Origin of the sequence: uncultured Oscillibacter sp. (assembly GCF_950073225.1) — a bacterium.
Lineage (GTDB): Bacteria > Bacillota > Clostridia > Oscillospirales > Oscillospiraceae > Oscillibacter.
Map to the genome: position 1 here is coordinate 18714 of NZ_CATMPS010000032.1, position 13280 is coordinate 31993.

The window sequence follows — 13280 nt, forward strand, 5'->3', positions numbered from 1 at the left end:
CGGTATTCAATGGCAGAAAGCTGCGGATTGCTTTTGATTTCTTCCCGTTTCTCTATCCCAAGGCAGGCACTGTCCCCGCAGACCGCCTTATCATCTTCCCGCAGAAGCCTTGCCGCTGCAGTGACATCGTGGACATTGGCGGCGGTGGCCTCCACTGTGTGAACAAAGCCGCTCCCGGCATCCGCGCCGGTGCGGCACTTCATACCAAAATGCCACTGGTTTCCCTTCTTCACCGAGTGCATCTCGGGGGATTAAATCAGCGCTTCCTTAAGAATAAGAAGGAGCAGAGCTTTTTATGAGCCTGCTCCTTCCCTATAGCCCGGATTTTTATGGAAAAAATCACCCTTGACGATCTTCTCTCCCAGTGTTATGCGTTTCACCACAGCAATGTATTGGGAAATCATATTTTAACTGGTTTTATTCTAACAGGCATTCTCGAAAGAGATTGGATATTATGAACAGGTTTTCGCTGTACCCTGAGTGCCTATGCGCTCAGGGTAAAAGTACATGACCGTCCAATCAGATGCTTTTACGGGGAAGCCTGCCATAACTTCAGCTTGAACGAACGGGCCAAGGGAAGTAATGTCATTAAGCTAGCCGCGAAGAAAGAAACGGCAGAAGGCAATGGAATTCCGAAGGAAATCCAGAAGGAACTTATCAGGAAAAAGAGGCAGCAAAAGCAGACGGAGGCAGCTCCGTCAGAAAAAGGACATAGAAAAGGTCAGCGAGCGGAGGCATAGCAGGCGGAAATGCGGTTACCTGTGATTTTTGGCCTTGGGGCGGTGCGCCCAAGGCGAAGCGGGAGCAGTCTTCGCCGGAGGAGCGGGAGCGGATCAGCGGCGGAGCGGCGCAGGAAAGCACAGCAGGCAAAGACAGCGTCGGAGAAATTGACATGACGCTTGTATTTGGCTGTGCCCTGAGACGCGTCCACAGCCCAGGCAGCGGCCTGTGAGAAATTAAAGATGAGGAAACTGGCGAAAACCTCCTGGAGGACAAGGTCCGGCTTCTTTGCGTGAAGATGGATGAGGCCCACGGCGTATTTCAGGCTGCGGAAGGAGGTCTCAATGCCCCAGCGTCTGGCGTAGAGGGCTTTGAGGGCGGCGAGGGGGAACCGGTCCGGGTCGAGATTGGTGATAAGGGTTTCCGTATTGCCGCTGTCGGTTTGTAAACGGACAACGCGGAAGGATATTTCGTAGAAATCCGGGCTGTTCGACTCTAAAAAGTCAAACGTCATTGTGGGCGGGATACGGTAATAGGACTTGGGGACGGCGATGCCGCGGGTCTCCAACTGCCGCGGCGTCAGCCGGCCCAGGGTGAGTTTGAGGGGAATGTCGAACTCCAGCTGGTCAGGCAGAGGCATACCGTATGCAATGCCCCGTGCCTTGTCCCGAATACGGATCAGGTAATTCCAGTTCCGCTTCTCCAGGTGGGCCAGATTGTTGCAGGATTCGTAATTCCGGTCAGCCAGCAGGATCACCTTCCCGGAAACGCGGGAGCGGTCTGCCATTTGGCACAGGGCTCTGCACTCGTTTTTTTCGTGCTCCTTCTGCACGATCAGGTCGGTATAAATGCCGTTTTCCAGGTCAAAGAGCGCGTTCATGTGCCAGAGGTTCCAGCCGTGCTGTCTGGACGTGCCGGGGCGGTAGGAGGCTGGGTCCTCCGGGTAGGCGGCGGATTTCAGCGACGAGCCATCCACTGCCAGCAGACGATAGCCACGAAAGGTCTTCCCAGGGCGCAGCAGGGCTGTGAAGCGGTGGAACAGCGTCTCCAGCGCTGCGGGCAGCAGCTTCTGCCGCTGCTGGACAAACGCCGAGGCCGACGGTGTTTTTTCGCTGTTTTGAAACCGTCCGATGAGCACCTTCCCGATCTGTTTTCGCTCATGGTCAGCAGCAGGGATATGACCGTTTCGAAGGTCAGCGTCCGGGGACGGGTAAAATCCCGTCCCGTCTGCCTGACGTATTTGTCTGGGTGCTCCCCCATTTTCCGGATCATAGAAAGCAGCATTCTCCGCAAAAATTTTGGTGTATATTTCATGTGCGGCGTCCCCCCGAAAAGCAAGTTTACTTTTCAGGGCTTCGCCGCACATTTTTCCTCCTTTGTCAACCCCTTTTTACATCTTTTTTGACTTTATCTTCTCCTTATTTCTAACTTAATGACATTAGCCAAGGGAAGACACGCGACACAGCGCCGAGCGGGGTTGCCTGTCAGGAACCGGATTGGAGAGAACGGCAAACTTACGGCGAAGGCTCACAAAAAACGAACTGAAGGAGATGGTACTCTGAAAAACACAAAAAACGAATACAGCAGCTCTGAACGGACGCTGGTCATCCTGTCGGAGATGGAACACCTGCTCCCGCCTCTCAGCGGTGAGCAGTTTTTTTCTTTGGAGAGGGACATCCTGGAAAACGGCTGCTATGCCCCGGTTATCGTCAACGAGGATATGATTCTCATTGACGGACACAACCGCTTCCGAATCTGCGAAAAACACGGTTTGCCCTACAAAATGCTGGTATTTTCGTTCGCTGATTTGCTTGAAGCCAAGCAATGGGCGCTGGACACCCAGAAGGGCCGACGCAACCTGGATAAGTGGGAATTAGGTAAGAATGTGCTGAAACTCAAACCGGAGATCGAGGCCAGGGCGAGGGCAAACATGGCCGCAGGGGGCGGTGACCACAAAAGCGAAAGCGCAAAATCGGGTTTGGTGATTTCACCAAACCCGATTTTACCTGTGGATAGCAGGAAGGAAGCGGCCCTGGCCGTAGGAATCGGAGAGCAGACCATGGGCAGGATTACGCAGCTGGCGGAAGCCGCGCCCCAAGTCCTAAAAGACGCACTAGACAAGAAAGATGTATCCATCAACCGGGGCTGGAAAATCCTGAAAGCCGTTCAGCATCTGCCGCTGGGCGAACAGGAATCCGTTGCCGCCGAGATGTTGCCGGCTGTACATGAAATTGACCAGCTGGATGCTGAAGCGGAGTGCAGGGGGAAAATCGCGGCTCTGTTCTGCAAAGCATATGAAAGGGCAGTTCTACTGACTCCTACATTGGAAAATGTCCGCATCTGGGTGGAAAACACACATATGAGGCCGGATGAGGTTGAGGACTCTGTGCGGGAATCCTATGAATTGGCTCAGATATTTCAAACTATTGGCGATCTGCTCAAAAACGAATTTTTGTGTGAGTGCCAGCAGACCCTGCATTCGGATGAGGGTACATTATAGCGGCCAAGGCTGAGGACAAGGTGTCATGTATTGACACTTTGTCCTCCTCTGCTTCCCTAAACTGTCAGAGCGAGGGTGTCAATACATTGCACCTAGCCGCCGAACAGAGGTGTTTGTCGAATCATCTGGACATTGCCTGGGGTGGCTGATATGATGTGGGCTATCCAATAACAGGAGGTGTCCCCTGATGGAAGTAAAATTTTCCTTTAACAAAACCGCCGTAGAGCAAAGAGACTACACGCTGGAAGACGTACATCAGATAATAAAAAGTTTGTTCACTGCCCACGATCTTCCCTGCGTTTCTGACGGAGAAACACTCACCTTCCAGGACAAAGGCCACGACGATGACTTCGCCGTCATGTGGGATATCATCCTGTCTTTGCTGCGGGCGGATTGGTTTATGGACTGCGCCGCCTCCTGTATCTGGCAGGACGAGGCCGGAGAGGAAGATATACTTGCCCAGGCCGGAAAGGTATGGAACACCATGCGGCAATAATCTGCTAACGGACATACCCCGCGCCCCAAAATTCCAATCACTCTACCGCCTGGAAAAGGCCCCGCCTTCGGCGGGGCCAAAGCCCTCGCCGCCAGAGGCGGAGAGGACGCAAACCTGCAAATAAATGTCAAGCCCCAAGCGGCACTTTTTTAGAAAAATTTTTGAAAAGGTCATTCACTTAAAAACAGGCACAAAAACCAGACCAACAAGAGCAGCTCCGGTTGGCCGAATTTGGCGCGCTTAAATTATGCAAGATAAAACTTGCCGCCAAACTTATGCGGCAGTCTCTTGTTTCGTTTCCAACGCAAGCAGATATTCCTTGACTCTGGCGTAATAGACCCGCAGGAACTTTGCCGCGCCGGCAACCGTGTACACATAGAAATGTTTCCCCTCTGCCCGCTTCTTGTCCATGAAGGAATAGATCGGGTTGTCCGTGGAACTACGCTGCAGGACGACGCTCATGACTTGAAACAGCGTCCTGCGCAGATGTGGAGATCCACGCTTGGATACATGTCTGGACTTGGCCTCAAAGCTGCCAGATTGGAACGGAGGCGCGTCTACACCAGCAAAGGCCACCAGGGCGTTCTTGTTCGTGAAGCGTCGTACATCGCCGATTTCCGCCATCAGCTTCGGGCCGGTGACATCTCCCGCACCTTGCATGGCCATGACGACCTCATATTCCGGCAGCAGAGACGCCAACCGCTTCATTTCCGCCCGAAGAACCGCCATAGATTCGTACACTGCATTCAGGCAGTCTACCGATTGGACAATCAATGTCTTTGTGCCAGAAGCGTTTAGAAACATCGACCCATTTGTAGTGGCCACGTTTGGTGCAATAGTGAGCGGGCAGTATCTCGTTAATTCTCGGAAACGTCTGATCCAGCAGTGAGATCAGGCCATTACGCAGTTCAACGCTGATCTTTTGCGTCCGCTCATACAGTCTGCACTGCATCTTTAGCATCTGGCGGGTTTCATCCTCGTCAGAAAAATTGCGCAGCTCTGTCCAGAACGTCAGCCCATAGTTGGCGATCTTGAGGGCATCCGCTTTATCCGTCTTTACTTTGCGGAGGGAGTTGTCACTGAAGTTGTGGATGAGAATGGCATTGACGACACTGACGAAAAATCCCGCCTCTTTGAGCGAGTGGGCGATGGGCCTCCAGTACATACCTGTATGCTCCATGATGATTCGAATATCGCCCCCGAGCCCTTGCAAACGCTCCGCCAGCCCGGCCAGCTCCTCTTGCGTTGTTACCCGAGTGTACGGCTTAGCCGTTATCTCAACCTGCACAATCGAACGCCGCAATGAGAGGGCCGGCTGACAGTTTGCGGCGACGAGCGTAGAAGCTCAAGCATAGCGTCGTCAGACCGATTGCCCTCTCATTGTAGCTTCAGCATGAGCTGCCTTTCAAGGGCAGTTACCCATTCCTGGCCAAATATCTCTTGGCTCATAATCTACCCAATACTTGGCTCGCTCTTATTGTCGCAAGCATAGCAAAAATGTACATTTTTGCACTTGCAGGGGTAAATTCCCTGACCCCAATGCCGCCTGTGGGCGGGTAGTTCCCCTGCGTCACCGTCGAAAGCAGAATAAGTTAGTATTCGCAAAAGCAAAAATGGTGTTCCCTGCCCCGATCTGGCAGAGAATGCCATTTTGCATATGGAAAGGAGCGAAAATGGCAATATTTCGTGTCGAGAAAAATGCAAACTACACCGTCATGTCAAACCATCACCTGCGGGACAAACCACTCTCCTTGAAAGCCAAGGGCCTGCTGCCGCAAATCCTCTCACTTCCAGAGGAGTGGGACTACACCCTGCAAGGGCTGGCTTGTATCAACCGGGAGCGGCTTGATGCCATCCGTCAGGCCGTTCATGAGCTGGAGCAGGCCGGGTATATTGTACGGACAAGAGAACGGGACAGCCAGGGACGGTTATGCGGAGCGGAGTACAGCATCTACGAACAGCCACAGCCGCCGTCTGATCCCCCGGTGTTGGAATAACCGGCATCGGGGAAACCGTTGCCGGATTATCCAACACCGGAAAAACCTACGTAGGTAAATCCAACGCAATTAAGGAAACGCTGATTTAATCCCCCGAATGGGAAGAATGGGTATCGCTGGTTGTCCCCCACTATCCAACCGGGAAACGCGGCCGTCCGCCGATTGAGATAGAAACCATGCTGCGGATGTATCTGCTGCAATGCTGGTTCAGCTTATCCGATGAAGGAGTAGAGGACGCAATTTATGACAGCTATGCCATGCGCAAATTTATGGGGATCAACTTTTTAGAGCAGGATGTCCCGGACGCCACGACCCTGCTGCACTTTCGGCATCTGTTGGAGGAGAAGGGCATCGGCAATGTTTTTGACGCAGTCAACCGCTTGCCGCATTGACGGCCTATCACAGTTCATCGGTCTTTGCCGACAGCCTGACAATAAGCTGCAAGAGCCGGAATCAGTGTTTTGATCTCTCTGCCGGATGTGTTAATGCAGAGATCATACCCTTCTTTCGCTCCCCAGGAGATACTTGCCGTCAGCTCATGTTTTTTGGCCCGGTTCTTGTCGATCTGCCGCATCCGGCGCTCCATCTCCGCCAGCGCAAAGTTTTCCTGCTCCGTGGCCCGCTCCTGACACCGCTTGAGCTTGGACGCCCGGTCAGCATAGACGAAAATGCGAAGCGGATGCAGGTGGGCCAGTACTGTGTCCGCGCAGCGCCCGACAATCACGCAGTCACCCTGCCGCGCCAGCTTCTCAATGATTTTTTGCTGGGTAACTGCCACCATGATAGACTGCTCCATCACCTTGTAGGGAATGGAAAAGCGCCGCCCAACCGTCAACGGATACTCCGCCCGCAAGCTGCTCTCCGAGACACGGGCCACATAGTCTGGATCAAGCCCCTGCTCGTCAGAAATCATCGCTATAATCTCATTGTCATAGCAGGGAATATGTAGCGCTTCTGACAGACGCTTCCCCAATTCCCGGCCTCCGCTGCCAAATTCCCGGCTGATCGTGATAATCATATTCGCTTCCTCCTTACTTAAACTGGATGCCGTTCCGTTCAGAATATTTCAGCAATCCCACAGCAATCACCAGCACAATCGCCTCATAAACGAGCAGCGAGAACCAAATTGCCCCGTCTCCAAAAATATGGGGCAGAATCAAGATCACAGCGGAATTGATGACAAGGCTCCGCAGAATATTGATGCCGGTGGACAAAGCGGAGCGTTCCGTGGAATACAAGTAGGCCGAAATCATTACATTGACCGCCGTAATAATAAATCCTACGGCGAATTGAGGGAGATACTTTACGATATACTCTGTTGTTACGGTATCCGTGCCAAACAATACGCAAATTGGCTTTCCCAGCAAAATAGACAAACCGGTGATCAGGATACTCCCCACGGCGCTGACGGTCAGACCGGTTTTCAAGTAATATTTCAAATCCGCCTCGTTTTTCGCGCCATAGCTCTGGCCGAACAGAGGCTGCAAGCCCTCGCTGGCGCCAAAGAAAGCGGTGATGGAAAAGGACGCTATGTACGAGATTACAGAAAACGCGTTGACGCCAAGATCGCCAATTCTTTGAATCAGCACAAAGTTCATGCAGAGGGTCATCACTGGGTTGGACAGTTGGCTGATTCCTTCCGGCAGGCCATGGACAACAATGTCCCGGAAAAGGCCAGCATTTAGTTTCGCCCTGCCAAAGCGGAGGCTGCCTCGCTTGCGGGCAAAGCGTGTCAGGAGAATCAGCAAACCGATGGTCTGAGAAATGCCCGTGGCGATTGCCGCGCCCCTTGTTCCCATCTGGAAGGGATAGATCAAGAGCCAGTCGCCAAAAATATTGCATATCGTTGTGATAATGACCACCATACTTACCAGGCCGGGTGCGTTGTCATTGCGGCAGTAGTTCTGCAATCCGATGGACAGGCCCGAGGGGATGATAAAAATGGAGTACCAAAACAGATAATCCACCGCCAAATGATGGAAGGTTTCGTTGGCGCCCAGCAGAGCGCAGATTCCATCCGCAAAAAATGTGCCCGTGACCGAGAACACAGCGGCGGCGCAGAGCTGAAGGAGTATCCCGTGGCGGAACACATCGTTTGCGCCATCCACGTCCCCCTGGCCGATGCGGATGGCATAGATCGCAACGCCTCCAATGCTGATGAGCATATTCACCGCGCCTACCATCAGTATGGCGGGACCGGCCAGATTGATCGCCCCCAGCGCATTTGTCCCAACCCCTCTGCCCACAAAGATTGCGTCAACAATGGTGAACAGGAAGAAGCAGACATTGCTGCATATCGCTGGAATCACATACCGGGCCACAGTCCGAAGTTTTGCGTTGTGCATTTGATTACCTCCTCCCCCGCGCCTTTCCGCAGGGTTTCTTGTTTTACAAGTTTTTTAGATGATGATAGAATGAAACATCCTATTTTGGGAGAGTTTTTGCCATGAAGAAAGAAAACCTGTTGTCCATTGGCGCTCTGTCAAAACAGACTGGCGTTCACATCAAATCCCTCCGTTATTATGATTCTTTGGGCATTCTGCGCCCTGCCTACGTTGACCCCAGCAGCGGCTACCGCTATTACAGCTTGCAGCAAATCCCTGTGGTAGACGCGATCCAGTTGTGTATTGATCTGGATATCCCCCTCAAGCAGTTTACGGACTATTGCATGGACGGCGGCAGCCGGATTCATTACGGCAAGTTGGTTGAGCGCGGCACGATACTGGCCAAGGAAAAAATTCAAGCCATACAGGAGCGGCTGGCTAAGCTGGAAAAAATGCAGGCTGAAATCGAACGCAGCGAGCTGGTTCAAAAAAGCCATACTATGGTGCGGTGCAGCTACCCCGCTATGAATCTTTTGCTTACCCCATATCCAGAAAATGGTACGGGAATGAAAGCCCTCGCCCTATTCCACAGCTTAGTGCAGATAGCGGAAAGCAGCGGGCTAACGATCAATTATTTTTCCGGGCGGCTGCTTCACTGCCAAGGGAGCATGAGAGAATTGCTCTTTTACATTGGCGTAGACGTTCCGGAGGGAGTGCGGGAACTTCCCAAGAATTTTTTGCGGCTTCCGGCGGGCGAGTATCTTTGTTGCAAACAGGAGGCTCCTGCGATTGAACAGGCCGCAGATATTTTCCTGGAGCAATTTGCGCTGGATTATGAAAAGTATGTCATAGAATCTGAACTGTCTCCTGGGGATTATGACTGCACCGCACCTCTTTTTGAACTTTGCTGCTCACTCCCCAATGACCTCGCTTCCTGACAGGATATTGGACTGAAAATATTCATTCACCAATTCGCAGAGACAACGCATTCATAATCAGCACCCAGAGCTTTAGAAGCGGTATCTGGTAGGATAGGAACAAATCGGCGGCATCTTCTACTCGCCAGTTATATTTCGTTCCGGCATTCCCCAGCACAATGATATAGGGAGCCTTCCGCCTGATCTCGTTTAGAAAGTCCGGCGTGAGCTGCAAAAAGAGTTCCAGGTCAACGATCACGACCGCAAACCCGCGATGCGCGAGCAGCCACTCCGCTATTTTGATGTCGGGTGAGGAAATGATCTGTACCTTGTCCTTCGGTACTGTACTTTCAAGCGCGTTCAGGAGAGAAGTCCGTATTCCGATGGTTAGGATATGACGGCGCATATTCTCACCCCATTTCATCAAGCGGTTCCTTGGCAGAAAGGCATTATAAGCTATCCCATTGTGGGAGAGTCAATAGGTTTTCTGATTTTTCTCTATTTTTTTGAAGAATGCAGCATGATGAAAACAGCAGCGGCATTGAATCGTCAGATTCAATGCCGCTGTTTGCTTGTCTATCCGTTTAACACAATTTCATGAATCGCCTCGATCAGATCAACGACCTCTCCACGGTTCACCAAAGCCACGCTCTCTCCGTCTACCACCGCGAGGCAATGGGTTCCATCATACCGGTACAGCCGAATCGAAACTGTCGGAAAATGCTCATTGTCAAGGTGGACGGTCAGGCCGATTTCTTCCTTCTGAGAGGGCTTTTCACTGGTGAACTCATCCGCACGCAGAGCCTCCAAAGTCTCTTTGAGGTCATCAATTTCCAATTCCTCCCCTTGGCAGGACCAAGTACGCTCCTTTCCCTTTTCCTCCGAAGTCAGGGTATAGGAGTCCCCTTCCAAAGAAATGTCGATCTGCCGGACATCCGTAAAGTCCGCGGCAAATACCTCCAGATGCCGGAGGTCGTCATAGGATGCGGCCATCAGATTCTGGTACTGGTCGGAGGAGATCTGATAGATGATGGGGGACTGATCTACCCGCAAATATGCCGTGACCGTCTCATCCTCGCCGTCATCCTCATCGGACGGTTTCTTGATCTCCTCTGGATCACGGCTGATATGGAGAATAAACACTTCTGCCGTTTCCTCGTCCTTTGGCGTATACTCCACAGTGACCGTCAGCTCTGGTGTATCCAGGCCGTAGGTGGTCAGCTCCTCGTCCGTCACGTTATAGGTGACATAGTTGGTCGGATTCAAATTTGAGATTTTACGCAGATAGCTGTCTACCCGATCCGTATCCAGAGGCAGGGATTTTCCGCCGCGCCGGGTAAAGTAGACATCCTCGGCGCAGTAGGTATTGGAGCTGTCCTCCTCGTAGGAAACGGAATAATCCTGCGCGCCGGAGAATTGGATACTGGTCGCCTGGTCAAAGTCTGGCATTTTATCGTGCCGGATCATATCGCTGAGGACGGCGTCAAACTGATCCAGCGGGTCGTTCTGAACCAGGTAGACGTTGCCGTCTCCGATGGAGGCATACCGCTGGGAATCCATCTTGCTGAAGTCTCCCAGCTTAATCTCATAAGACTGTTCCTCCGTGGTCAGGTGAATGGTACACACGGGGTTGTCCAGTCCATACTGCCCAAAGTCCTCTACCTCCTCAATGACAAAAGCCGCGCTGAGAGGCTGGAATTGCTCCAGCAGTTCGTTGATCTTGTCCTCGCTCACCGGAAACTTCTCGTCCTCGTCATAAAGCCATGTCTCATCCCTGTGGAACGCCAGAGTTTCTCCCTTGTGTTCCCAGGAGAGGGCTTGAACGGAGTCGCTGGACAACTCCAGAATCGGTTCGCCGCTGTTCTTGATCTGTTCCTTGTGCTCCGCTATCTGAGTGACCGCAAGGGTTGCGACGCAGGCCACAACGAAAACACCCAGCAGAATATAAAGTTTTTTAGACCGGCTCATTTTGAAGCCTCCTTCTTTTCAACGCTGCCACAACACCGATACCCAGGTACGCCAGCGGGAATACGCCGATCATCAGCACCTTCAGCAGAGAAGCGGTGGAATCACTGATCGTGAGGTAGTTGTAATTCAGCGACTTGCTGCGGATCGCCATGGCCTCTGTCTCACCGATCAGGGAGGACAGGGCGTTCATACTCAGGTTGGCGTTGGCCCCGGAGGAAACCGCGTTGTGCATATCGTCCAGGAAATGGGAAGATGTAAACCAAACGATCTGCCCCTCACCGGCAGTGTCAATGGAAACGGCCACGGCAAAGGGGCCGTCAATGTCCCCATCTTCCTTCTCATAATCCGTCATGTCGTAGGCATCTAACTTGCTGAACGCGGATTCGGAAGTGGTCAGCAGAGTAGTCACACTCTCGGAGTCCTGGGGAACCGTCAGGCCCAGGGAGACGGGCATGGTGGGATAGTAGTTTTCGTCCATCAGGGAATCTGTAATGGCATGGCTGTTCATATCAGGCAGCAGGGCGAGAGGGCCTTGGAAGGAATAGTGTTCCCGGTCCGGCTCCACCACCACGCCCTCATTGGCCTCTATGCCGTAGTCCGCCAACAGGCTATAGAGATTGTCCAGATCGCTGTCAGGCACAGGTCCGGCTGCTGCAAACAGCTTGCCGCCCCCCGAGGCATAGTCCGCCAGCAGATCCCGCTCCTCCTGGGAGATGTCGCTGGACGGAGCGTAGATCATGACACAGTCCGCGTCCTCCGGGATGGCGTCCACCGTCAGCAGGGAGAGGGATTCCGTTTCCATGTTTTCCTTTTCGATCTGATCCCGGAAGGAGGCGGGAAGCTCGGCCTCCCCGTGGCCCTCCAGAATGTAGATCTTGGGCAGCTCCTCGGTGGTCACGTAGTCGATGGCGGAGGTGATAGCGCCCTCGCCGTCAAAGGAGGTGCTGTAAGAGTAGGAGTAAATATCCGGCTCCTGCACAAAGATGTCCTCATAGCCGATAAAGCGGCTGCGCTCACCGCACTCCACAATGAGGCTGTTGTTCTGGACGGTTTCATCGGTGTACTGTTCCGCAAAGGTCGGATAGACGTCCGGGTTCTTTTTCACCACCTCAATGTGGTCGGAGAGACTGTCATACTTGCTCAGCAGGTTTTCAATGACCTGATTCTCCTCGCCGGACTGCACCACCCAATAGATGGTCACATCCTGCTCCAAGGCATTGACCACCACTTTGGTGTTGCTGGTGATGGAATAGAGCTTGGAGGCGCTGATGTCGTACTTGGTGGCGGCGGGAGGCAGAGCGGAGGCAAAGATGTTGACCACCACCAAAATGGCCAGCACCACCGCGGAGATCGCCAGAGCGTAGGAGCCGCCGCGAAAGGCGTTTCGGTTTTTCATCAGTTGTACCTCCGTTTCTCCAGCGATTGGACAGACAGGAGCAGGAAAAACACGGCCACGCTGGCGTAGTAGACAACGGAGGTCATATCAAAAACGCCGTTGACAAAGCCGGTAAAGCGGTCAAACAGGGACAGCTTGGTCATCGCGGCGGGCAGCAGCCCCTCGAATTTCGTATTGTCCATAAAGGCAACAATGGCAATGGCCGCTATCAAGACAAAGCAGACAGCGTAAGCCAGATTTTCGTTTTTTGTCAAATATTTGATTACCGCGCCCAAGGCCAGAATGAGTACGCACAGCGCGGCAACAGAACCGAAAACCGTAGAGGAGACGTACTCCGAGAGGCTCACGCTGTAATAGTTCAGCAGGATCACCGCGATCCCGATCCCGGCGGCGAAGCCCTGGTTGTCCGTCAGGGAGGAGATGAACACCCCCAACGCGATCAGCGCCGCGCCCATGAGAAAGAACGCCAGAATGGAGCCGTAAGAGGTCAGCAGATACACGTCCCCAAAGCGGGAGAAGATCAGGGGATAAACCGCAATCACGCACAGCGGAATCAGATAAACCGTCAGCAGCGCCAGATACTTGCCCACAATCACCTGGGTGGTGGTGATGGGAAGGGCGTATAAAAGCTGGTCGGTTCTCTGCTTGCGCTCCTCTGCGATGACCCGCATGGTCAGGATGGGAACGATGACAGCGAGAACGATGCTGAAATAGCTGAGGGCAAATTCAAAGTTGCTCACCGCCGCCTGGAGATTGTAGCGCAGCGCGCCCAGCCCCACCGCCAGGAGCAGCCCCGCGCCGAATACATAGGCCGTCAGGGAGTGGAAATAGTTCTTCATACTAAGCTGCAATAAAAAATAGCATTTTAATAAATGCTGTGATATAATAGACACGGTGATAAAATGAAGTATAAATTCAGTGCAGAACAATATCTAGAAATTAAATCAGCCCAGAAAACTAAT

The 13280-nt window shown here is 52.8% G+C and carries 12 protein-coding genes and 3 pseudogenes; 5 read left to right on the forward strand and 10 right to left on the reverse strand.

Annotated features, from left to right (window positions below; translation table 11 throughout):
- Positions 1–35 precede the first annotated feature (35 nt).
- Positions 36–248, reverse strand: a pseudogene (locus Q1M04_RS13005) (transposase); the annotation flags it as partial.
- Between the two features lie 473 nt (positions 249–721).
- Entirely contained in the window at positions 722–1858 is a 1137-nt protein-coding gene (locus tag Q1M04_RS13010) for an IS4 family transposase (protein WP_300448090.1), read from the reverse strand.
- A gap of 339 nt (positions 1859–2197) precedes the next feature.
- On the opposite strand from Q1M04_RS13010, the gene Q1M04_RS13015 reads away from it, so the two are divergent.
- Together Q1M04_RS13015 and Q1M04_RS13020 are read left to right on the forward strand one after the other, a co-directional pair.
- Positions 2198–3220 carry a hypothetical protein gene (locus Q1M04_RS13015; protein ID WP_300448095.1) on the forward strand — a complete coding sequence of 341 codons (1023 nt, stop codon included), beginning with the start codon at positions 2198–2200 and terminating at the stop codon, positions 3218–3220.
- Between the two features lie 187 nt (positions 3221–3407).
- Entirely contained in the window at positions 3408–3716 is a 309-nt protein-coding gene (locus Q1M04_RS13020) for a hypothetical protein (RefSeq protein ID WP_300448098.1), read from the forward strand.
- A gap of 273 nt (positions 3717–3989) precedes the next feature.
- On the opposite strand, the gene Q1M04_RS13025 is transcribed toward Q1M04_RS13020, so the two are convergent.
- Positions 3990–4382, reverse strand: a complete 393-nt coding sequence (locus tag Q1M04_RS13025) for a transposase (protein ID WP_300448101.1) — start codon at positions 4380–4382, stop codon at positions 3990–3992.
- A gap of 7 nt (positions 4383–4389) precedes the next feature.
- Positions 4390–5004, reverse strand: a complete 615-nt coding sequence (locus tag Q1M04_RS13030; RefSeq protein ID WP_300448104.1) for a transposase — start codon at positions 5002–5004, stop codon at positions 4390–4392.
- Positions 5005–5386: 382 nt separating this feature from the next.
- Between Q1M04_RS13030 and Q1M04_RS13035 the strand changes: the two are divergent.
- Both Q1M04_RS13035 and Q1M04_RS13040 read left to right on the forward strand, forming a co-directional pair.
- Positions 5387–5710, forward strand: a pseudogene (locus tag Q1M04_RS13035) (helix-turn-helix domain-containing protein); the annotation flags it as partial.
- 113 nt (positions 5711–5823) lie between these two features.
- A pseudogene (locus tag Q1M04_RS13040) lies at positions 5824–6090 on the forward strand (transposase); the annotation flags it as partial.
- 29 nt (positions 6091–6119) lie between these two features.
- Here Q1M04_RS13040 and Q1M04_RS13045 read toward each other — a convergent pair.
- On the reverse strand, positions 6120–6731 hold the full coding sequence (locus Q1M04_RS13045) for a cytidylate kinase-like family protein (protein ID WP_300448110.1): 612 nt from the start codon (positions 6729–6731) through the stop codon (positions 6120–6122).
- A gap of 13 nt (positions 6732–6744) precedes the next feature.
- Positions 6745–8058, reverse strand: a complete 1314-nt coding sequence (locus Q1M04_RS13050) for an MATE family efflux transporter (protein WP_300448112.1) — start codon at positions 8056–8058, stop codon at positions 6745–6747.
- 101 nt (positions 8059–8159) lie between these two features.
- On the opposite strand from Q1M04_RS13050, the gene Q1M04_RS13055 reads away from it, so the two are divergent.
- Positions 8160–8975 (forward strand): MerR family DNA-binding transcriptional regulator, encoded by an 816-nt coding sequence (locus Q1M04_RS13055; protein WP_300448115.1) that lies wholly within the window; start codon positions 8160–8162, stop codon positions 8973–8975.
- A gap of 22 nt (positions 8976–8997) precedes the next feature.
- Here Q1M04_RS13055 and Q1M04_RS13060 read toward each other — a convergent pair whose 3' ends face one another.
- The 4 genes from Q1M04_RS13060 to Q1M04_RS13075 all read right to left on the reverse strand — a co-directional run bounded on the left by Q1M04_RS13060 (position 8998) and on the right by Q1M04_RS13075 (position 13157).
- Entirely contained in the window at positions 8998–9378 is a 381-nt protein-coding gene (locus tag Q1M04_RS13060; RefSeq protein WP_300448118.1) for a hypothetical protein, read from the reverse strand.
- A gap of 152 nt (positions 9379–9530) precedes the next feature.
- Complete coding sequence (locus tag Q1M04_RS13065; protein ID WP_300448121.1) at positions 9531–10922, reverse strand: DUF4340 domain-containing protein; 1392 nt, start codon at positions 10920–10922, stop codon at positions 9531–9533.
- On the reverse strand, positions 10909–12318 hold the full coding sequence (locus Q1M04_RS13070; protein WP_300448124.1) for a GldG family protein: 1410 nt from the start codon (positions 12316–12318) through the stop codon (positions 10909–10911). The genes Q1M04_RS13065 and Q1M04_RS13070 overlap by 14 nt, the downstream gene beginning before the upstream one ends.
- A complete protein-coding gene (locus tag Q1M04_RS13075; protein ID WP_300448127.1) occupies positions 12318–13157 on the reverse strand; it encodes an ABC transporter permease in 840 nt (279 codons plus the stop codon). The genes Q1M04_RS13070 and Q1M04_RS13075 overlap by 1 nt, the downstream gene beginning before the upstream one ends.
- Between the last annotated feature and the right edge of the window lie 123 nt (positions 13158–13280).